Source organism: Streptomyces carminius (assembly GCF_002794255.1).
GTDB lineage: Bacteria > Actinomycetota > Actinomycetes > Streptomycetales > Streptomycetaceae > Streptomyces > Streptomyces carminius.
The window spans coordinates 1-22231 of record NZ_PGGW01000046.1 but is presented as its reverse complement, the minus strand read 5'-3'; the positions used below and the strand labels follow the sequence as shown (position 1 = coordinate 22231).

Genomic DNA, 22231 nt, shown 5'->3' with positions numbered 1-22231 from the left:
GGTGATCTCCGCCTCGGTGTGGCGTGGGGACTCTGTGTCGGCGGGGACGGTGGCCGCTTTGGTGCCCGTGGTCTGGGGCGACCGGACCGTGGTGGCCTACCTGCGTATCCGCAGGCGGTGACTCCTGTTCCCGGTGGGGGGTGGGCCGGTGCCTCGGTCCGCCCCCCACCGGGGCTGGCCGCCTCGGCGCGGCCGGGTTTCACCGTCCTGGTCGCAGCGGCATCACGGAGGCAGGGGATGACAAGCAGCACGGACCCGAGCAAGACACACGCGGTCTGCGGCCGCTGCGCGCCTACAAGGCGCGGGAGGAAGCCCCGCCGTCGGCGTTCGGGGCATGGCTGTCCGCTCCTGCCCTGCCGGTGGTGGGAGCGGCTGTACGGCGAAGCAGTGGCTGGATGCCCGGCCGCAGGCGCAGGTGCGCCCGCGAAAATCCGGCCGCCGACCCGGCCGGCCGAAGAGCGGGTTCTGGGCCGTGGGCGGCAGACGTGCTGGGCGGCCGGGACACCGGGTACGCACAGCGCCGGGCTCCGCGGCCGGCGTGGCCTGGCGGCCCCTTTCTCCGCCGGCCAGGTCGCATGCCGGTCCCGTCGCGTGTGTCCCGGCACGGCGTGCGTAGGCCGGCCGCGCATCGGGTCGGCGGCCTCCGCGCCTGCCGCCACCATGGGCAGCGCACCGGAGGAGGAAGGGCGCCTGCACCCGCGGGAGGGACGGCGTATGGCGGTCTGCCGGCCGCTGGCCGTGGCGCACCGTGGACATGCCGCCGTGGGCGAGTTCTCTTTGGCCCTTTGGCTCCCCGCGCTCGAAGGAGCCGGGAAGGCCCTGTCGGCGAACACCAGAGGCGGGGCCCCGCGAGGAGAGCGCACGTCGGGCGGGCAGACTGCGCGCCGCACCGCTGATCTGGCAGCCGGAGGCTCCGTCGGTTTTCAGCCATTGTGGGAAGGCGTACAGCGCGGGTGTGTGGCCACGCAAGAGTTCCTCCCTGGTTCGGGGGCAGCGGATGCTCTCTGAGAAACTCGACGTCCACCGCGCATGCCCTCGTGCGGCCAGGACGCAGCCGGCGCTTTCGCCCCCACCGTCTGCGGGTACCCCTCTTCCGGCCCGTGGCCGGTCCTCCCCGGCCGCGCCGGCGCCTCTGGTGTCGATCAGGATGCCGGCTGCCTACGCCGCCTTCTGCGCCCCTCGCCGGGATGTGTACACCCGCTATGTCGCGGTCCGGCTGGGCTGCCGCCAGCTGGGCGAAGAGCTGGCACAAGCGGCTCTCGGCGACTTGGCGATGGTGTGGTCAGAAGCTTTGCAAAGCGCATCACCAGCGGCGCTGGCGTGGAATCTGCTCAGGAGCCGGATCGCGGCGAGGAGTTCCTGCAGCCGGGGGAAGGGCCTGCATCGGGTGCTGCCGGCAGACCAGGCCGATGCGCTGACGCTGCGCTACCGCGTTGGCGTACCGCTGGGTCAGGCAGCCGATCTCCTCGGGATCAGCGACAGGGAAATGGCCGCCCTTGTCCGGACAGCGCTGCGGGGCCTGACAGACCCGGCCTGCATTTCCTGATGGCATATGCGCGGGTCCTAAAACCGGACCAACGGCACCTGTGAGGGTGTGCGCCGGCCTGCTGGAGAAAGCACCCGGGCGGCTGATTTGCCTCAGTTGGCTCACCCGAAGCGGCGGCGCAGGTGGCCCCGCGTACCCGGTGCTCCTAGCATGGGCGTCCTATCCGGCCAGTGAGTGCACAACTCACCGCCGAATACCGGATTGCGGGCAGGCCAAGGAGGCGCAGCATTCCTATCGACGTCAGCAAACCCAGCGTCGCCAGGATGTACGACTACTTCCTCGGCGGTACGGATAACTACGTGGTGGACCGGGAAGCCTGCGCCGAACTGCTGCGCATAGCGCCGAGCACAAAAGAGCTGGCCCTCAATAATCGGGCGTTTTTGATACGCGCTGTCCGCTATCTGGCGGCCGAGTGCGGTATCCGGCAGTTCATGGACTACGGATCAGGGCTGCCCACCCAGCCCAACGTGCACCAGATCGCCCACGAGACGGACAAGAACGCCCGGGTCGTCTACATCGACAACGACCCCATCGTCCTGGGACACGGTCGCATGATGCTGCAGGAAGACCCCGAGACGACAGCCGTCCTGGCGCAGGACATGCGGAACACCGACGCGATCTTCCGCAGCGCACAGGTGCAGCGGCTCATCCGCAACGAGCCGACCGCCGCGCTGTTCGTGTCGGTCCTGCACTGCATCCCCGACGAGGACGACCCCTGGCAGCTGGTCCGCGACGTGGCGCAGCGCCTGCCCTCGGGCAGCTACCTGGTGCTCTGCCAACTCGCCAGCGACGACGAGACGACAAGGAACGACACCACCCGCTTCATGCGCGATATCACCGGCGGCCGCTGGGGGCGGGTGCGGTCCGCCGAGGAAATCAGCCGCTACTTCGACGGCCTGGAACTGCAGAAAGCCAAGGAGCTCTGCGAGGTGTCACGGTGGTACCCCGATACTGAGGTGTTCCCGCGGCAGGCCACGGAGGAATGGATCGAGTACGGGGGAGTGGCCCGCATCCCCTAGCCCTTGCCGGACACCTTCTTGATGTAGTCCTCCAGCATCGCCATGGACTGCTCCTTGTCCGCGGCGATTGCCCACAGACCGTCCAAGGTCGCCATATGGGTCTCTACCGAATCGGTGTCGCTGACGTAGGTCCCGCCCTGGTTGTACAGCTCCAGGTACACGAGGTTGTCCCCGCACCCGGGAGGGAACTTCAGCAGCGTGATGGAGGTCGGCGCGCCCGCCGCCTGCGACATCGCAGCGAACGGCAGGATGCGAATGTGGACACGAGGCTTGTTCTCCGCGAGATTGTACAGGTGACGGAGCTGTCCGCGCATCACCTCCCGCCCTCCCAGCGCCTTGTTGAGCACGTTCTCGCTCACCAGGGCATAGAAAAAGGGGGAATCGGCCTCCTCCAGAAGAAGCTGACGCTGCCGGCGAAGCTCCTGCCGCCGCTGGATGGACTTCTTGTGCTCCAGGGCAAACTGCTCGCTGAACGGCTTCCGGAACGGCGCCTGTATGACGGCACGAGCGTACTCGGCCGTCTGCAGAAGTCCGGGGACGATGCTCTCCTCGTAGGAGCGGATCTCGCGCGCTGAGGCCTCCACGCTGAACAGCCGCTTGGCGTGCCCGGGAACGACGTCCCGGTACCCGGCCCACCACACCTTGCTCTGCCGGGCCTCGCGCACCAACTCGAGAAGCTGGCCCTGCTGGTCGTCGGGGACCTCGTAGAACTGCAGGAGGCCGGCCACCTTCTCTTCGTGGAGGGGAACCTTGGCCTGCTCGTACTTGCTCAGCATCGGGATCGAACTGAACCCATCCGCTTCCACCACCTGCTGCAGGGTGTATCCGCGCTCCTTCCGCAAGTGCCGCAAGTGCGTGCCCACAATGATGTCGGCCGTGGGCCTGGGGCTGGTGGGCTCGCCGTCACCGTCCGGGACGATCCGCAAGATCCGGTCAACCACCCTGACTCCTCATATGCCGTCGATGCGGATCGACCTTATCCCGGCGCGGAGGAGCCGGGGTGGCTCGCGAAAGCACCGACCGACTAATTTTGGACAACCATTCGATCGAACTCCCCCTTGCGTGCACCGTCCAGGAAGGCGTCTACCTCCGAACAGGTGAACACCAGGGCCGGTCCGTCAGGGAACCGGGAGTTGCGGAAGGCCACCTGCCCGTCCTCCAGCCGTGCAATTTCAACGCAGTTCGCGTAGGAGTCGCTTGCCGACGCCTTCACCCAGGTAACGCCCTCGAGTGCATCCGCTGCCATACCGTTGCCATCCCTCATCGCCAAACCCTGCTTTCATAGTGTCTGACCTGCACTGCCCTATCTGGATGCAGGCCGCCTTGCCGGATAGCCCGGGCCGCCTGTACGGCCGTACAGAGGAGGCCGTGAAATTTCACAGAGCGCCAGAGCGGGAAGATCTTAACCGTGAGCAGCGGCTACTGCCGTCCCCTGAAAGAGCGTTCTCTTGGAAAGATGAGCTAGGAAAATATGTTCGAGCGAACGCGCGACCCCTGCCGCTGCATCCGGGGAGAAAAATGGCCAGAGTGGTGGCGGTGGTGTGTGGGTGGCGCACCACGGCGGAGGTGCCCGGTTGCCCGCAGGACTCGGACCCATCGCTGCTCCAGTTACCCAACGGCGGCCGCGTGGGCCCGCACTACCCGGCACTTCCGTCTGCTGCTGCGGACGCAGACCGTCAGCTTCCTGTCGTCCCTCGGTGTTTTTTGCAAAACCCTCCTTGCAATTGCCATCGCCTTCGTAGTCGGCATGGTGACCGCTGACATCGAAGGTGTCCGCATCTCCGCTCTCCTGCCATCTCACGCCACTCGCTACGTTCGGGCCACACGTGCTGAGAACAGCCCTCTGGTGAAAACCACGCACCAAAGCCTCCCGCTCCGCCCTTCCCTGGTCGGGCAGAGCTTTATTGAGAGCGTGACTGCGCTTTTCCGAGCCGGTTTCCGGCTGTGGCCGCCAGTTGCGGGGGAGAATGTCGGTCAGATCCTGATGTTTATCTCGGTATTGGGCAGTTTCCCCGGGTGCTCGCGATGTGAACGGTGATAGCCGCTGCCGGGTGGCAACGTCCGCAGCTCTCTCACCGAGTGAGGAGGCCCTCAATGCCGGTGATTATGATTGTATGTCGCATAAATACAGATAAGTCTTAGCTTTATCGTAGATCGGCGCCGTGTATTCAGTGAGTGGGACAGGGGGGAGGTCACAAGAAGATCACTAAGCTCTGTGATCTTCTTGTGGAGAAAGTGGGAGCAGCGTAAGAATCTCTCGCCGAAGATCATTCTCTGGGGGGCTTGTTGTGCGCGCTGCGCGTCCACTTGTCATCGCTGCTGCCTTTGTGATGGCTGTCCTGACCGGTACGGAGCACGCCGCCATGGCAGCGGGCCAGTGGAACCGTGATGCCGTCAACGAACCGGGCGACAGGCCGGACCAGCGGTGGGGGTCGGCCGACCGGCGTGGGCACAAGGCCGCGCGTGAGGACACCGCAGCGGTTGCCGCGGGCGGCCGGAAGGGCGCCCTCGAAGCCCCCGGACAGCTTCCGCTCGAGCAGCGGATGACGAGTGACGAGCTGGGAGACACCTCTCGGGAACCCGAGCCCAGTCCCGTGGAGGAAACCGAAGCCCCCGCGCCCGGGGTGCGGGGCTTCGACGAGAAGGCCAGCAAGGAACTGGCCGGGGAGCGCGGTGAGCGGCAGCGCACGTTCCGCAACGAGGACGGGACGTACACCACGCGCTACTACAACGAGCCGGTGAACTACCGCGGCAAGGACGGACGCTGGAAGGAGATCGACCCCACGCTCGTCCGTCCCGGGGGCACGGGCACCATGAGCGCCGAGGACGACGGATGGGAGACCCGCTCCACGGAGGCGGAGATCAGCTTCGCCGCCCGTGCGGACGCGAACCCGCTGGTCCGGATACGCGTGGACGAGGCACACACGGTCGGATACTCCCTCGAGGGCGCTGCCGCGGTGGGAGGACAAGCCGACGGCGACACCCTCACCTTCCCGGGCGTGCGGCAGTCGGCGGACCTGGAACTGGCCGGGACCGGCGACTCGGTCAAGGAAACGCTGGTCCTACACGACGGGAGTGCACCAACAGAGTGGCGCTTCCCCCTGGAATCAGCCGGGCTCACCGCCGAGCTCGACGAGCACGGCAGTGTCGTCTTCAAGGACACGAGCGGCGAGCCACGGGCCTGGATGCCCCAGGGCTGGATGGAGGACGCGAACGTCGACGAGCGCTCGGGACAAGGGGCGGTCTCCGACGGGGTGCGCTACCGCCTGATCCAGGAGGGCGATCGGCAGATCCTCGTCGTCTCACTCGACGAGGAGTGGCTGACCGCCCCCGAGCGGACGTTCCCGGTGCGGGTGGACCCGTCGGTGACGGCGGTCACGGCGTCGTCCGGCACCTACGTCCAGTACCCGTACAACACCAACTTCTCCACCGACACCGTGCTCAAGGCGGGCACCTACGACGGCGGCAGCCACAAGGCAGCGTCGTTCCTGCGCTTCTCCGGCGTGGGATCCTCACTGAAGAACGCCTGGGTGATCAGCGCGAACCTGGCGCTGTACAACACCTGGTCCTACTCGTGCACCGCACGGCCGGTGACGGTGCATCCGATCACCGAGAACTGGTCCGAGAGCACCACCAGCAAGTACCCGGGACCCTCGACCGGGGCCGCGCTGGGCTCGAAGAGCTTCGCCCACGCCTGGCGCCCCTCGGGGACGACCACCTGGTCGTGCGCGCCCAAGTGGGAGAGCATCAAACTGGGCTCGGCCGGCCGCAAACTGGTCGACGACTGGACCCACGGCCGCAAGAAGAACTACGGCCTGGCGGTGAAGGCATCGACCTCCGACTCCCGCGGCTGGAAGCAGTTCGGATCGGACGACTACCCGAACGGCAAGCCCAGCCTGGACGTGACCTGGACGAAGTACGGCGCCACCTACAAGCCCGGCGCCCTGACCGCACCGGTGACCGCCACCTCCGAAGGCACCCAGAAGATCACGGTCACCAACCAGGGCCAGGAGACCTGGCCCAAGGCCGGCAAGTACAAACTCCGCTACAGCCTGTACGACTCCCAGGGAAAGGAGATCACCGACTCCTCGCTCCGGCGGTACACCGAGATGCCGCAGGACATCTCCCCCGGGGAGAGCGTGACGCTCGACGCGAAGATCGCACCGCTGGCACCGGCCACCTACACGGTCGTGTGGACCATGACCGACTACGGCGTAAGCCTGTTCACCTCCGCCGGCGTGCCCGGCTCGGCGGTCAGGCTCTCCTCGGTCAACATCCCGCCGCAGCTGACGGCGGCGGCACCGGGCGGCGGCGTGGTGCTGGACTCCCTGACCCCTGCGCTGTGGGCGCGGGGCAGGGACTCCGACCACTACCCGAGCGATGACCTCGAGTACACCTTCGAAATCTGCGAGGTCGAGGGCAGCAACGCCCGGAAGAACTGCCGCAAGGGCACACGGAGCACCGACCAGCAGTGGTCGGTACCCAGCGGCTGGCTGTCCTGGGACAAGAACTACGCCTGGTACGCCTACGTCTACGACGGCAAGGACACCTCCACCCGCCCCAACCCTGCGCTCTTCACCACCCAGGTGCCGCAGCCCGCGGTGACCGGCCACCTGGGAGGCGACAGCGGCCGTGAGTTCGGCGCCCGCTCCGGGCACTACACCACATCGGCCACTGACGCCGCCCTCTCCACGGTGGGCCCGCAACTGGCCGTCGACCGCACCTACAACTCCCTCGACCCGCGGACGGACACCGCCTTCGGCGCCGGGTGGACCACCCGCTGGGACATGCACGCGGCCAAGGAGAGCACCGGAGACGTCGTGGTCACCCTGGCCGACGGCTCCCGGGCGAGGTTCGGCCGCAACGCGGACGGCAGCTACGCCGCGCCGCCCGGCGCGACACTCACCCTGACCGCCGTGACCGGCGGTGGATGGGTGCTGCGGGACAACACCGCCGCCACCTACACCTTCGACACCAGCGGACGCCTCACGAAGATCACAGACGGTGCGGGCCGCGAGCAGCTCCTGACCTACACCGACGGGAAGCTGACGGCGGTGCGGGACGCGCTCTCGGGCCGCTCCCTGTCCTTCACTTGGACCGGCGGCAACGTCGCCGCAGTGACCACCAGCGCGATCGGCGCCGAAGAACCCGGCCTGACCTGGACCTACAGCTACTCCGACGGCCGACTGGTGAAAGTCTGCTCACCGGAGTCGGAGACCGAGTGCACGGTGTACGAGTACGGTGACGGGTCGCTGTACCGCAGCGCGGTGCTGGACCGCAGCCCGGTGTCGTACTGGCGGCTGGGCGAGAGCGAGGGCTCGACGGCCCACAGCGAAGCACCCTCGCGCACGGGCCTGAACCAGGCCCAGTACCTCGACGTCCAGCGCGGCGTGAGCGGTGCCCTGTCGGGGACGAGCGACACGGCCGTCCAGTTCAACGGCACCGACTCCCATATCGAGCTTCCCTCGAACACCTTCCGCGCCACCTCCTTCCCGGCCGTTGAGATGTGGTTCCGCACCCAGACCGCCGGCGTGCTGCTCGGCTTTCAGAACGAGGAGCTGGGGAGCAAGCCGACCTCGTGGCAGCCGGTGCTGAACATCGACGGAAGCGGGAAGCTGCGCGGTGAGTTCCGCCAGCTCGGCGTATCGGGCGCGGAGGCACCGATCACCTCGGTCCAGGCGGTGACCGACAATGCCTGGCACCACGTGGTGCTGACGGCGACGGCGACGGGGCAGGCGCTGTATCTGGACGGGGCGAAGGTCGGCTCCCTGGAAGGCGCGCTCACCGACCAGTCCCGTGGCTATGCCTACCTCGGCGGGGGTTACGCCAGCGAGAGCTGGATGGGCCTCCCCCAGGGCACCTACCGCTTCACCGGCGACATCGACGACGTGGCGGTCTACCACCGCCCGATGGACGCGGCCACGATCGCCGAACACTACGCACTGCGGCAGGCGAGCGGGCAGCTGACGAAGGTGACACTGCCCTCCGGCCGGGTGCACGCCACGGTCGCCTACGACCCCGTGACCGGCAGGATCAAGGAGACCACCGACGACAGCGGCGGGACCTGGAAGGTGTCCGACCACTCCTACTCCTCGGCCTCCGCCACCTACGCGGACGCCGTGCGCGCCACCTCCCCGACAGGCTACTGGCGCCTGGGCGAGCGATCCGGCGCCGTGGCGGCGAGCGAGACCGGCGAGGACACGAACGGCTCCTACCTGGACGCCGTACGGCTCGGAGGCGAGGGCGTCTTCGCCGACGGCGACGACACCTCGGCCGTCTTCAACGGCGACACCGGGCAGAGCGCCGTGGAGGTGCCCACCGAAGCGCTGGGCACCAACGCCGCGATGTCGATCGAGCTGTGGTTCAAGGGCACCGAGCCCGGTGTCCTGGTGACCACGCAGAACGCCGAGCTGGGGGAGACCCCGACCGGCTGGCGGCCGATGCTGCTGATCGACCCGGACGGCAAGCTGCGCGGCCGTTTCCAGCCGGGCGACTCCACCATCCTCTCGCAGAAAGCGGTCACCGACGGCAAATGGCACCACGCCGTTCTCGCGGGTGACGCCGAGGCACAGGCCCTGTACCTCGACGGCGTGTACCAGGGAATGCTGGCAACGGGCGTGGGTACCGTGCGCCACTCCCATACCTACATCGGAGGCGGCTACGCGTCCAGCGGCTGGGACGGCCAGGCCGGCGGCTACCGGAACTTCACTGGCCAGATCGACGAGGTGGCGTTCTACGACACCACACTGGTGGCCTTCCGGAAATCCAGCTCAGGCTCCTACACGCCGGACCTCTTCGACACCGGCAAGATCACCAGCCACTACCAGGCCCGTTCCACCCTGGTCGCCGGCAGCGGCGACGACTACCGCGGCAGCGTGATGGGCAACGGCCCGGCAGCGTACTGGAGACTCGGCCAGACCTCGGGCGCCACCATGAACAGCGAGATCGCCGCTCACGACGGCGACGCCACCTACCACGCGGACGACGGAACGCCCCGGTACTCCCAGCAGGGCGTCACGGGCGTCTTCGGAACCGGGGACGACCGAGCTCTCAAACTCGGCTCGGGCGGCCATGTGGAGATGCCGGGCGACCTCCTGGCGGGAACCGCGGAACCGACCGTGGAGCTGTGGTTCCGCACGCGGACACCCAGTGGTGTGCTGCTGGCCTTCCAGAACGCTCCGCTCGGCCAGAAACCGACATCGTGGCAGCCGGTGCTGAACATCGACGGAAGCGGGAAGCTGCGCGGTGAGTTCCGCCAGTCCGGTGTGGCGGGTGCGGAGGCACCGATCACCTCGGTCCAGGCGGTGACCGACAACGCCTGGCACCACGTGGTGCTGACCGCCTCGGCAACCGGGCAGACGCTGTACCTGGACGGGGCGAAGGTCGGCTCCCTGCAAGGCGAGGTCTCCGACCAGTCGCGTGACCACGCCTACCTCGGCGGGGGGTACGCCAGCGAGAGCTGGATGGGCGTCCCCCAGGGCACCTATCACTTCACCGGCGAGATCGACGAGGTGGCCGTCTACCGCCACCACCTCACGGCCGACCAGGTCGCCGCCCACTACCGGGCCCAGACGGAGACGGGCACCTCCTCCCTGAGCACCACCGTCACCGTCACCGACCCACTGGGCCGCACCACCAGCACCACGCACGACGCACTGCGCGGCCAGCGCCTGCTGTCGTCCACCGACGCGGACGGCGAGGTGACCAGCTACGCCTACGACACCGGCGGCTTCCTGCACACCGTCACCGACCCCAACGGCCACACCACGATCACCGGACACGACGCACGCGGCAACACGGTCTCCCGCACCACCTGCCGGGACGCCGACTCGTGCTGGACCTCCTTCAGCGAGTACCACCTCAACGAAAGCGACTCGCTCGACCCCCGCAACGACAAACCGCTCGCCGTACGCGACGCCCGGTCCAAGGACCCCTCGGACAACCGGTACCGGACCGCTTTCACCTACACCGCCCTCGGCCTGCCCGCCACCACCGAGCTCGCCGACGGCCGCACCTCCACCACCGCCTACACCACCGGCAGCGAGGCGGCCGTGGACGGCGGCACGGTCCCGGCCGGGCTGGTGGCCAAGGAGACCACCCCCGGCGGCGCGGTCACCGAGTACCGCTACCACGCCAACGGCGACCTGGCGAAGACCGTCGCCCCCTCGGGCCTGGTCACCGAGCACACCTACGACGGGCTGGGCCGGAAGACCTCCGAGACGCAGATCCCGGACAGCCACCCGGACGGGGTGACCACGGCCTACACCTACAACTCCCTGTCCCGGGTGGTCACCGAGACCGGCGCCGGGGTGGAGAACGAGATCACCGGCACCACCCACCGCGCCCGCATCACACGCTCGTTCGACGCGGACGGCAACCTGCTGACCGAGACCGCCGAGGACACCACCGGCGGCGACGCCCCGCGCACCACCACCTACCACTACGACACCCACGGCCTGAACGACAGCATCACCGACCCCGAAGGCAACACCACCACCTTCGGCCACGACCCCCTGGGCAGGGTGGTCAGCGAGACCGACGCCTCCGGCACCACCTACACCCGCACCTACACGGCGACCGGACGGCACAAGGAGACGGCCCTGAAGGACTGGACCGGCCACCCCTCCGGCGGGACACGCGACCTGATCCTGGAATCCCACGCCTACGACCCGGCGGGCCGCCTGGCAGCCACCACCGACGCGATGGGAGCCACCACCGCCTACACCTACTTCGACGACGGCCTCCTCGCCACCGTCACCGCCGAGCAGGTCACCCAGGCCGACGACAGCAGGCGCGACATCGTCCTGGAGGCCAACACCTACGACGGCGCGGGCCACCTGACCCGGCAGGTCACCGACGGCGGCACCAGCACACGGACGGTCGCGGTCGACGCGACCGGACGCGTCACCCGCGAGGTGTTCGACCCCGACGGGCTCGACCGCTGGACCGAGTTCGAGTACGACGCCGACGACCGGCTGCTGACCCTCTCCCGGCCCGTCACCGCACCGGCCGACGGCGTGTCGGCCATGACGTTCGAGCCCTACTACGAGCAGACCTACACCTACGACACGGCCGGCAACGTCCTGACCGAGGAGATCGACGGCGGCCTGGGCACACGTCTGACCCGGCACACCTACGACCAGCGGGGCCTGCGCACCTCCACGGTGACGCCGCGCGGCACCGCCGACGGAGCCGAGGCGACCGCCCACACCACCACCTACCGCTACGACGCCCTGGGCCGCCTGGTGGAGCAGACCGCGCCGCCGGTGAAGACCGAGAAGGAAGGCACACCAACCACCACGGTCAGACCGGCCGTCCTGACGGGCTACAACACCTTCGGCGACGTCACCGAGACCCGGGACGCCAACGGCGCGATCACCCGGACCACCATCGACAAGCTCGGCCGGACCACCGAGATGACGCTGCCCGACTACACACCCCCGGGCGGCACGAAGATCACCGCGGTGTCCGAAACCAACTACGACGGGCTGGGCCGGGTGAGCACCGAGACCGACCCGCTGGGCCGCACCACCCGCTACGCCTACGACCAGCTGGGACACCTGACCAGCAAAACCGATCCACCGGCCGGCACCCCCGAACTGCCCACCCTCCAGCAGGAGCGCTTCGGCACCCTCGACACCCAGGACACCGGCCCCGACGGCGGCGGGATCTCCCGCTACACCTGGACCCCCACCGGGCTCCGGCTCTCGGCCACCGACCCGACGGGAGCGCGGACAGAGGCCACCTACGACGAACTGGGCCGCCAACTCACCGCCACCGTGATCGAGCGCCACCCCGAACCGCGCAACCTGACCTCGCGCTTCGCCTGGGACGACGCGGGCAACCAGGTCTCCTCCACCACCCCTGCGGGCCGCACGACCACCGCCACCTACAACGCGGCGGGCGAAGTGCTCACCGCCACCGACCCGGCAGGCGGCACCACGCGGTTCGCCTACGACGCCCTCGGCCGCACGATCGAGACGGTCGACGCGACCGGACGGCGCAGCACCACCGGCTACGACGTGCTGGGCAACATCACCTGGCGCGACGACCACGGCACCGGAAACAGCATCCTGCGCAGCACGTACGCCGAATACGACGCGGACGGCAACCAGACCTCCGTCACCTCGGCCACCGGTGCGACGACCACCTTCGCCCACGACGCGCTGGGCCGGATGACCCGGCAGACCGAGCCGGTCGCCGACGGCGAGTCCATCACCACCACCTTCGGCTACGACGCGGCAGGCAACCGCACCCGCCTCACCGACGGCCGGGGCAACACCACGGTGTACACCTTCACCCCCTGGGGACTGCCCGAGTCCACCGTCGAACCGTCCACCACCGCCCACCCGACGGCCGCCGACCGCACCTGGACCACGGTCTACGACGCCGCCGGACAGAGCGTGGCCACCGTGCTGCCCGGCGGCGTCGAGCGCCGGCGCACCTACGACGGCCTCGGCCGCCTGGTGAAGGAGACCGGCACCGGCGCGGAGGCATGGACGACCACCCGCACCTTCACCTACGACCTGGCGGGCCGGATGACCACCGCCGGCACCGACGACCTGACCGTCCAGAACACCTACACCTACAACGACCGCAGCCAACTGCTGACCACCGGCGGCCACGGCGGCACCTCCACCTACACCTACGACGCCGACGGCAACATGACCGAGCGCACCGACGCCCGGAACACCACCATCTACGGCTACGACAGCGCCGGACGCCTGGACTGGCTGTGGGACGAGGCCACCGGCAACGACATCTGGTACGAGCACGACGCCGCAGGCCGCCCCACACTCCAGCAGTACGCGACCCAGCCGGAGGGCTCCACCACCTGGACCGAATCCGCCCGCCGCACCTACACCTACGACGACCTCGGCCGCCTGACCGACGACAAGATCACCAACCCCGACGGCACCCAGACGACCGCGGCCACCACCTACGGCTACGACCTGGACAACCGGCTCACCACCAAGACCACCACCGGGCTCGCCGGAGCAGGCACCGACACCTACGGCTACGACCAGGCAGGCCGGCTGACCTCCTGGACCAGGGGAGACACCACCACCGCCTACGCCTGGGACCCGGCCGGCAACCGCATCCGCGCCGGAGGGGCAACCGCCGTCTACGACCAGCGCAACCGCCTGACCACCGACGGAACGGCCACCTACGGCTACAGCCCGCGCGGCACCCTGCGGACGGTCGACGACGGCAGCGGCACCCCGCGCACCCTGACCTTCGACGCCTTCGAACGCAAGATCACCGACGGCGACACCACCTTCGCCTACGACTCACTCGACCGCATCACCCAGCACGGCGAGACCCCCTTCACCTACGACGGAGGCTCCAACAACCTCACCTACGACGGCACCACCGTCTACAGCCGCACCCCCAACGGCGCACTGCTGGCCACCAGCGACGGCACCACCGCACGCTGGGCCATCACCGACCAGCACACCGACCTGGTCGCCACCCTCTCCGCCGACGGCACCCAGGTCACCGGCTCCCGCTCCTACGACCCCTTCGGCACGGTCACCGCCACCGACGGCACCAACCCGGCGGTCGGCTACCAGTCCGGCTGGACCGACCCCGACACCGGCGACGTCAACATGGCCGCCCGCTGGTACCAGCCCGGCACCGGCACCTTCGCCTCCCGCGACACCTGGCAACTCGACCCCACCCGGTCGGCGCAGCGGGCCAACCGCTACTCGTACGGGTTCGGCTCCCCGCTCAACGGCACCGACCCCACCGGCCACATCCCCATCCCGATCGCCATCGGTGCGATCGCCGGCTGGAACGCGCTCGGCTGGGGCACCGCCATCACGATCTCCATCGGCGGCGGCGCTCACGTGGCCGACAAGTGGATGAGATCGAACTCGGGAGGCCTGAAGGGCACCTACGGCCAGTCCTACTCCCACCCATGGGCTGGCTCTCACGGATCCACCGCCGCAGCTGTCCGAGCCCAGGCCCAGGCTGCCTCCTGGTCCGCGCACAACGCCGCCGTACGAGCGGCCCAGGAGGCGGCACGCCGGTCGGCACTGAGAGCGGCACAGCGGAACCGACCAGGCGGGGGAGGCTACTACCCGCGTGGAGGGGGCGGCTACTACTCCGGAGTCGGAGGCAACGGAGCACTGCTCGGCATCGTCGCCGCAGCCGGTGCGACCGTGATCAAGCCCCCGGCACCCCCGCAGAACCCCAACCGCGGAAAGAACCCGGTCCCGGCTCCCGCACGCCCGACACCCAAGCCCGACTGGGATCCCGGCTCCGGCAGGTGGAAGCCCGGCAAGGGCTGGGACAAAGTTATCGGCACACTGGAAGTACTGGACCTCGTCGACAGCGGCCGGTTCGGCCCGGACCAGGCTCCCGATGCCCACCCGGCACCCGGTACCGACCCCGGTATCGGCAGCGATCATGACAGCTCCGGAGATTGTCGGGGAGCATGGGGAGGTTGGCGAAAATACGGGCCGGTCGACCCGAAGCACGGAAATCGGGCCACGGGCATCGAAGCATGCCTCGACAAGGCGTTCCTCGATGCCAACTCGGGCACCAGCACCAAGGTGTCCAAAGTGGCTCCTCCGGCTTACACGTGGGCAGCTATCTATGCCTCGGGAAAGGGGAACCGCCCCGCCAAATTCTGGCGCAACGCCTGTCATCTTCTTGGTAAGCAGTTGAGCGGTGACGGCCTTCGTCACGAGAATCTGGCAACGTGCTCCCGGTCGGCCAACGCGGAACCGATAGATCCTAGGGATCCCGGCCAGAGTCCCAATATGGTGTTCTATGAGAACCAGGTGAGGGATGCGGTAGAGATCGGCCAGGTGGTCCATTACAAAGTTACTCCCATATACGAGGGAGACCGGGTGGTTCCCGTCGAATTCCGCATGCAGGCGCGCGGGGTGACTGCACACGGAACACCGGGAATTAGTTTCGACAAGCATGTGAAAAATATCATGTACGGTGTGAACGACGGAAAATCTCACAACCTGGGCCGAGAGGTCCCGGAGGGGTACTGGGAATGAGGAACAACGTTGAGCGGCTGTCTGATCTGTTGACCGTGTTTGGTGGGGACGCAGGGGACAACGTTGACTGGGAAGCGATCAAGTCCTGCTACGGAACGGACTTCCCGGAGGACTACAAAGAGTTTGTTCGCTTGTTCGGTAACGGGACCATCGAGGGGATGATCGGAATCAGGATTCCGGTTGCGACCAGCGATCCGATGATCAGGCGAGTGGCTCCTCTGCCTGCTGCGGCGCTTGCGAGCTCGAATCTTGACAGGTGGGCCGAGCCGAGTCTGGCGAGCCTCTACCGGCTTGATCAGATTCTCGTATGGGGGGAAACTGACAGCGCCGACACGCTCGGATGGATAGCGAAGGACCAGAATCCCGAAAAGTGGCCGTTGGCTGTGTACGAGCGGGGTGATGGAGTCTGGAAAATTTATGACTGTGGAATGGTCGAGTTTCTTGTGAAGCTATTGCAAGAAGAGTTCACAGAGTGCCCCATTAGCGACACGTCTCTCATGGGGATCACAAATCCCCGGTTTCTGCACGACAGAGAGGAGGAGCGCCTCGCGGAGCAAGGTGTTTATCCATGGCGCGAGGAATGAGGCCTGCTCATCACAGGTCCATACGCCGGCGGCACACCGTGGCCGCCTCCGCTGCGGCTGCTGGACTGAAATTTATCCGTGATCTCGGGAACTTTTCTGTCGCGCGGCGAAGGCGTAGTCTGGTTTCGTTCCTTGGTGGCGCTGGCGGGTTTCGTGCGAGGTGAGGTAACCCCACTGGGGGTGCCTGCGCAGGCGCCTGCGGTTGTAGTGGGTCTCGATGAAGGTGAAGATGCCGGACCACGCACTGCCTCAGTGTCCTTTGAGATGAGGGTAAATGGAGTGAGCAAAGATGGCAGTCCGGGCATCACCTTCGATGAGGGCGCCCCCCACTCGCTGTATAGTCGCAGATTCAATTATTGGCGAAATCTGGGTACCGTGACCCGAAATGGGGCTCCATAACCCATTGGAGGGGTGTGAAGTGACCGACGGGCCATGCGGGCGGAGCGCGGTCACTGCGCTGCGATCCGTCCTTGCTCCGGATGCAGGTGCGGACGAGGGTGTCGATTGGGAGGCTCTCTCTGCCGCCTGGGGCTTCCGCTTCCCGTCCGACTACATGGCTTTCATGGAGTTCTATGGGGCGGGCGGTATCAGCGACTCCCTTGAGGTGCTGCGCCCCCTCGGCCCTGACCGCATGGACGTTGACGGCATGGCTACGGAGACGGCGAACGCGCGTGATCAGCGGCCGCCGGACTCAGCCGCCGGTGGGGCTCCATGCGTCGTCGGCACAGCAGAAAGCGTCGTCGCCTGGGGCGTGACGTCTGCGGCCGATGTGCTCTGCTGGCTGGCTTCCCCAGCCGATCCGGACCAGTGGCCGGTTGCCGTGCTGCGGCCGAGCCTGGTGTCCCGATGGACTGTTCACCCCGTTGGCATGGCCGAGTTCCTGCGCCGATTGCTCGCGGGCGAGTTCGACAGCTGCCCACTCAGCGACACCACGCTGTGGCAGGCGGGCACGGGACAGTTCCTGCACTGGCGCGAGGAGAAGCGCTTGCTGGCAGAGGGCATCGACCCATGGACGGGTGAACCGGACCCCTACGCAGGCCTGCAGTTCGACGACTGACGCAACACCCGGAGCTGCCTGCCCGCGGTTGAGGGCTGGGGTAGCGGGCGGGGTGGTTACCAGAGGGCGGTGACCCATTCGGGGTGGTCGATGAAGGGGTTGCGGTTGTGCTGGTAGCGGTCGTGGATGAGCTGGTTGCGGCGTTCTTCGAAGGCGTCGGGCGGGTCCTGCTGGTGCCACTGCTTGAGCACGGACAGCCGGCCGTGCAAGGGGACGGAGCCGTTGCTGACCTGCTCGTTGAGTTCCAGGTCGGGGTGGCCGTCGCCGCCGTCGTAGCGCACGGCCATGTAGAAGATCATGCGGGCGACGTCGCCCTTGACCGCGTCGCGGGGTTCGAAGGAGTCGGCGTCGGTGCGGTTGCCGGGCGCCTCACCGACCGGGGTGCCGCCGTTGTCGAAGTCCTTGTTGCCGCGGGTGGAGTTCACCGACGCGTCGGTGGGGCGCAGGTGGTGCAGGTCGGTGCCCGGACCGGTGGCGGTGCCGAAACCCCCGTGGGACTTGGCCCACACATGCTCACGGTTCCACTCGTCCGCGCCGCCGCCATGGGTGTTCTTGGACTGGGAGCGGCCGGTGTACAGCAGCACGACGCTGGCCGGGTCGGCGGGGTCCTCGTCGGTGGTCTTCAGCGCGTCCCACACCTGGCGATAGGAGAGCGTGGACTGCTCGCTGATGAGCGCGTGCAGGGCGCTTCTCAGCGCGGGACCGCTCTTGCCGGCCACCGCCTGGTAGTAGTCCCCCGCCGTCTGGGCGGCAGGCGGCGGGGGAGCGGCAGCTGCCGGGAGGAGGCCGGCGGTGCAGGCGAGCGCGGCGGCCGCGGCGAGCAGAGCCGGCACGCGGGCGGCGGGCAGAGGGTGCGGCATGGGGCGGGACGTCCCTTCTCCAGGGGGCTCCCGCAGGGCGGCAGGAGCAGCGGATGGGGCGTGCGGATCGGCAGCACCCTCCCACAGGGCCGGTCACCAGCGCATGAACACCAGCCGACCCCCACACAACGGGGCAACGGACACAGCCCTTGCCCGATGGGCATGTCGCCGGGGGCTGGCACTGAACCGGACGGGCCGCACCGGAGTGGGACGCAGCTTTGTCGGCTGGAGTAGGGCAGGCAGCAGCATCGGGAAACCGGCGGCGCCGGAATCCGGCCGACTGGTATGCGCGCCGGCGGCAACCAAGGGCGATGTCATTGAGTCCGTCGTGCTGTCGGGGGCGGTACCGCCGGTACACGGCACGCGGGGGCGGCCCCGGCAGCAGGGGGTGGTGCTCGCCGGCCGCGGCCGCGGCACGTAGGGGTGCCTGGTCCGCGAACCGGGCGTGCGAGTGGTGAGCGCCCGCCACAGCACCGAGCCCGGCATCGGCCTGGGCAGCTGGCGGTGGAGGGCTCGAGTGCGTGTTCGCGCTGCCGTATCACTTCCGCCGGGCCCGGGCATTGGCCAGGACGTGCCGCTCCCGATGGATGTCCGCGGGCCGCCGGCCGCGCCCGTGGGCCTTGGTGCACTGTGGCCGGGGCCCGTCTGTCGGCCACGGCAGCGGTCCGCCCACGGGGCTGTCCGCCGCGGTCGGGCTGCCTGGCCTGGAGTGCAGCCGGGGCGTCGTGTCTTGGTACGTGGCCGACTCGGGGAAGAGCGTCTTGATGTCGAGTGGGCGCGGCGGTGTCGTCCTGACCATGGGCACGCTCCTGGACGTCGGTGGCGGCTGGCACTCTGTTTTCCTTCGGGACAGCGCTACCAGGAGCCGTGCATGGGAACGTGGGGGACCGGTCCGTTCGACAGCGACCGCGCCGCGGACTTCGTCGATGAACTCGAAGGGCTCCCTCCTCAGCAGGTCGTTGACCTGCTTGAGCGGGCGTTGCAGCAGGTGGTGGGGGGCAGCGCGCGCGTGGGTGGCGGGGACGGTGTCGAAGCGGTGGCCGCTGCGGCTCTCGTTGCGAGCACGGTCGCGAACAGCCAGATCACCATCGACCCCGAAGACGCCCCGGGGGAACCGCTGCCTGAACTGCCGGCAGCGCTGTATGTCTTGGCCTGCCAGGCGCTGCACCGTGTCCTCTACGACAGGGCCGGGCTGGTGACAGGCTGGGGAGACCGCGCCGACGCGGATCGATGGCGCCATGAAGTACAGCAGATCCTCCAGGTCCTCGACACGGCGGTGCAGAACCCACGGTGACTTCGTCACGGTAACCGAGCCGGCACCCCCCCGCAGAGCAGCAAAGCCACGTTCCCGCGCGTCGGCGTGCGGCGGAAACACGCAACCGCCTACGGCCGTGTGTGCTCGGTGCTCGTGCCGTCGGCTCCCGGGCTGGGGTGGAGCGGGGGCCCTATCTCTTTGGTCAAGGTCGTGGGCCAGGATGGCGGCATGGCGACCTGGTTCCGCACCTACTACGAGGACGAAGATCTGTGGCTGTATTTCGAGGCCGATGACGAGGGCTGGGCGGTGCGACAAGTTGAGGTCCGGGGGCGGGATTCACGACCGGTGACGGCAGCCTCTCTGGAGGAAGTGCTGCACTTGCGTGATCATGCCGATCTTGCAGCGATGGGCCGCTATGAACGGCAGTACGGCGTCCTTGCCGAAGGCCCCATGGACGGCTGGCAGGACCAGCCGCAGGCGGCCGAGATCTCCGCGGAGGAGTTCGAGAGGCTGTGGGCTGAAGCACGGCAGGCTCTCGGCAATTCAGCTTGATCTGACGGATTGGGGTTCGCAGAAGGTTCCGTCGCGGAGCATCGCGAAGAGGACGACAGCCTCGGCCCCCCGCCAGGGCCTGAGCAGCAGGCGACTCGTCTCGAGTGCAACCTCGCTGTCCGGCGCGCCAACTGTCATGACAGCGACCATCTCACGGGCGAACGCGCTGTCGTGCCACGGGCACCGTCGGTCCTGCTGATCGTGGGCGCTCGAAATGCGGGCCACCCGGGACCGGGCCGTGACCCCGGTCTCAGGGACGGGCGGGCCAGAAGCGCACTGTGTAGCGTTCGATGCGGCGCGGCACCCCTACCGTGGCGAGGCGGGCGGTCTGTGAGCGGCCCGCGGAGAACACCTGCACCTTCCACCGCCTGCCGCGGGCACCCAGCTCCAGGATCTGCCTCGCGCTGCCCGCGATGACCTCGAGGGACAGCCGCCCGGTTGGGGAGAAGATCTCCGCCTCACCCCACGCCTCCCACTCCCCGTCCTCGTTCGTGTCCGGCGGGGGCTGGTCGTCCCAGACTTCGGCCACCAGCACCGCGGTGTGGGTGTGGCCTGCGCTGTGGATGTCCAGACGCATCTCATACGGGACCAGGAACGCAGGCTCGCTGGACTCTGTCCGGCCTTCGGGGAAGGGGAGGGGCACCTGGATGTCGTCGGCTTCCTGCAGCGCGAAGCCGTGGAAGTCCACCAGGACCTCGATCTCCTGCCGCCGCACCGCCGCCGCCCTCCCCCTTGCTCCCTGCCTGCGTCTGTGTGGGGTGTCAGCGGGATGGTTCCACGGGCGTGGGCAGCGAGGCGGTAAGGCTCCCCGAGCTGCGCGGTGGCGTGGGGGGGTGCCTCTATGTCTTTCATCAAGCCCGTGTTGGTCATGCGGCGGTTGCTTCGGAGGTGCGGGGTTCGTAGAAGGTGCCGTCGCGGAGCATGGCGAACAGCACGCTGATGCGATGGCGGGCGAGGCGGAGGAGGGCTTGGGTGTGGGTCTTGCCGCGGGCCCGGCATCTGTCGTAGTAGGTGCGGGAGGCCGGGTCGTGCAGGGCGGCGAAGGCGGAGAGGAACATCGCGCGTTTGAGCTGCCGGTTTCCAGTGCGTGGGGCGTGTTCGCCGTGGATGGAGGACCCGGAGGACTTCGTGGCCGGGGCGAGGCCGGCGTAGGAGGCCAGGTGGGCGGCGCTGGGGAAGCTGCTGCCATCGCCCACGGTCACCAGCAGGGTGGCTGCGGTCCTGACCCCGACTCCGGGCATCGAGGTCAGGACCTTCGAAAGAGGGTGGGCCTCCAACAGCTCGCTGATCTGGACTTCCAGGGCCCGTCGTTGCTGGTGGACGGCGGCCAGGGATCTCGCGAGCGAGGGCACGATGACGTCCAGGGTGCTGGTGCCGGGAACGACGACGGTCTGTTCGTCGAGGGCGTCGAAGATGTCGCCCACGAGGCGTTCGGCCATACGCGGGGCCTTGGGCCGCAGCAGGTTGACCAGCTGGCGGCGGCCGGCCTTGCGCAGGGCCTGCGGGGATCCGAAGCGCTCCAGCAGGTGGGTGACCGCCGGGTGGTCCAGGCGCGGGCCCAGGACCCGCTCCAGGGAGGGGTGGAATTGGGTGAGCAGGCCGCGCAGCCGGTTGGAGGTGCGGGTGGCCTCACCGGTGAGGTCCTCGTCGAAGCCCACGAGCATGGTCAGCTGGGCGGCAGTCTCGTCGGCGAGGTCGAGGGCGCGCAGGGTGTGGGGCATGGTGCGGGCGGCGTCCGCGATCACGGCCGCGTCCTTGGCGTCGGTCTTGGCCTCGCCGGGGTAGAGGTCGGCGATCCGCCGCATTGCCAGTCCTGGCAGGTAGGCGACGTGGCAGCCCGTGTCCCGGGCCACGGTCAGCGGCAGGGCGCCGATCGAGGCGGGCTGGTCGACGACGACCAGGACGGTGCCAAACTTCCCGCGGAGCTTGTCGAAGACGGCCCGCAGCTTCGGTTCGCTGTTGGGCAGCCGCTTGTCGAAGACGGTCTTTCCCGCCGGTGTCAGAGCGTGGCCGTGGTGGTCGCCCTTGCCGACGTCCAGGCCCAGGTAGACCGCGATCTCGCTGGTGTCGAGCACCGTACCCCCCGAGGGTGGCTTGTGTCCGTCCCGGCCTCGGGGCGCTGGCACCGTATGCGCGCATCCACGTTACGCAGACCTGCCACCCCCAGGTGGCCCGGCCTTGCGCCGGGCCGGATGGCGGTCGGGCCTCTCATCAGCGGTCAGTCGGTGCCCTCGGGCCCGGTGACACCACCCCCCAGGTCATTCGAGCGACAGGGGGCAACAGTCATGCCGGGCCCGGAGGCCAGGAGCCCCGTTTCGGGGCCACGAAGAAGGTAACGGGGC

12 protein-coding genes are annotated in these 22231 nt (G+C 68.5%); 7 read left to right on the top strand and 5 right to left on the bottom strand.

The window, feature by feature from the left end; all coding sequences use genetic code 11:
• The first annotated feature begins 1135 nt into the window (after positions 1-1135).
• Positions 1136-1546 carry a hypothetical protein gene (locus CUT44_RS13745; RefSeq protein WP_146252218.1) on the top strand — a complete coding sequence of 137 codons (411 nt, stop codon included), beginning with the start codon at positions 1136-1138 and terminating at the stop codon, positions 1544-1546.
• A 200-nt stretch (positions 1547-1746) separates the two neighbouring features.
• Positions 1747-2565: an SAM-dependent methyltransferase gene (locus CUT44_RS13740; protein WP_100202256.1), complete on the top strand. Its 819-nt coding sequence runs from the start codon at positions 1747-1749 to the stop codon at positions 2563-2565.
• Here the strand turns inward: CUT44_RS13740 and CUT44_RS13735 are convergent.
• Both CUT44_RS13735 and CUT44_RS13730 read right to left on the bottom strand, forming a co-directional pair.
• Positions 2562-3506, bottom strand: coding sequence for a helix-turn-helix domain-containing protein (locus CUT44_RS13735; protein ID WP_100202252.1), 945 nt, complete (start codon positions 3504-3506; stop codon positions 2562-2564). The two genes, CUT44_RS13740 and CUT44_RS13735, sit on opposite strands and share 4 nt — an antisense overlap.
• Positions 3507-3589: 83 nt before the next feature.
• A complete protein-coding gene (locus tag CUT44_RS13730; protein WP_100202251.1) occupies positions 3590-3829 on the bottom strand; it encodes a DUF397 domain-containing protein in 240 nt (79 codons plus the stop codon).
• A gap of 1099 nt (positions 3830-4928) precedes the next feature.
• On the opposite strand from CUT44_RS13730, the gene CUT44_RS13725 reads away from it, so the two are divergent.
• The 3 genes from CUT44_RS13725 to CUT44_RS13715 all read left to right on the top strand — a co-directional run bounded on the left by CUT44_RS13725 (position 4929) and on the right by CUT44_RS13715 (position 17222).
• Positions 4929-15581: a LamG-like jellyroll fold domain-containing protein gene (locus tag CUT44_RS13725; protein WP_233221395.1), complete on the top strand. Its 10653-nt coding sequence runs from the start codon at positions 4929-4931 to the stop codon at positions 15579-15581.
• Positions 15578-16165: a hypothetical protein gene (locus CUT44_RS13720; RefSeq protein ID WP_100202249.1), complete on the top strand. Its 588-nt coding sequence runs from the start codon at positions 15578-15580 to the stop codon at positions 16163-16165. The genes CUT44_RS13725 and CUT44_RS13720 overlap by 4 nt, the downstream gene beginning before the upstream one ends.
• A gap of 418 nt (positions 16166-16583) precedes the next feature.
• A complete protein-coding gene (locus CUT44_RS13715; RefSeq protein ID WP_233221394.1) occupies positions 16584-17222 on the top strand; it encodes an SMI1/KNR4 family protein in 639 nt (212 codons plus the stop codon).
• Positions 17223-17278: 56 nt separating this feature from the next.
• On the opposite strand, the gene CUT44_RS13710 is transcribed toward CUT44_RS13715, so the two are convergent.
• Positions 17279-18082, bottom strand: coding sequence for an endonuclease I family protein (locus CUT44_RS13710; RefSeq protein WP_100202248.1), 804 nt, complete (start codon positions 18080-18082; stop codon positions 17279-17281).
• 871 nt (positions 18083-18953) lie between these two features.
• Here CUT44_RS13710 and CUT44_RS13705 point away from each other — a divergent pair.
• Positions 18954-19376 carry a DUF4259 domain-containing protein gene (locus tag CUT44_RS13705; protein ID WP_100202247.1) on the top strand — a complete coding sequence of 141 codons (423 nt, stop codon included), beginning with the start codon at positions 18954-18956 and terminating at the stop codon, positions 19374-19376.
• Between the two features lie 189 nt (positions 19377-19565).
• Positions 19566-19889, top strand: coding sequence for a hypothetical protein (locus CUT44_RS13700; protein ID WP_100202254.1), 324 nt, complete (start codon positions 19566-19568; stop codon positions 19887-19889).
• A gap of 250 nt (positions 19890-20139) precedes the next feature.
• Here the strand turns inward: CUT44_RS13700 and CUT44_RS13690 are convergent, their stop codons facing one another.
• Together CUT44_RS13690 and CUT44_RS13685 are read right to left on the bottom strand one after the other, a co-directional pair.
• Positions 20140-20604 carry a hypothetical protein gene (locus CUT44_RS13690; RefSeq protein ID WP_100202246.1) on the bottom strand — a complete coding sequence of 155 codons (465 nt, stop codon included), beginning with the start codon at positions 20602-20604 and terminating at the stop codon, positions 20140-20142.
• A gap of 151 nt (positions 20605-20755) precedes the next feature.
• The gene (locus CUT44_RS13685) at positions 20756-21964 is read right to left on the bottom strand and encodes an IS110 family RNA-guided transposase (protein WP_100201472.1); all 1209 of its coding nucleotides are present in this window, start codon (positions 21962-21964) and stop codon (positions 20756-20758) included.
• Positions 21965-22231 lie beyond the last annotated feature (267 nt).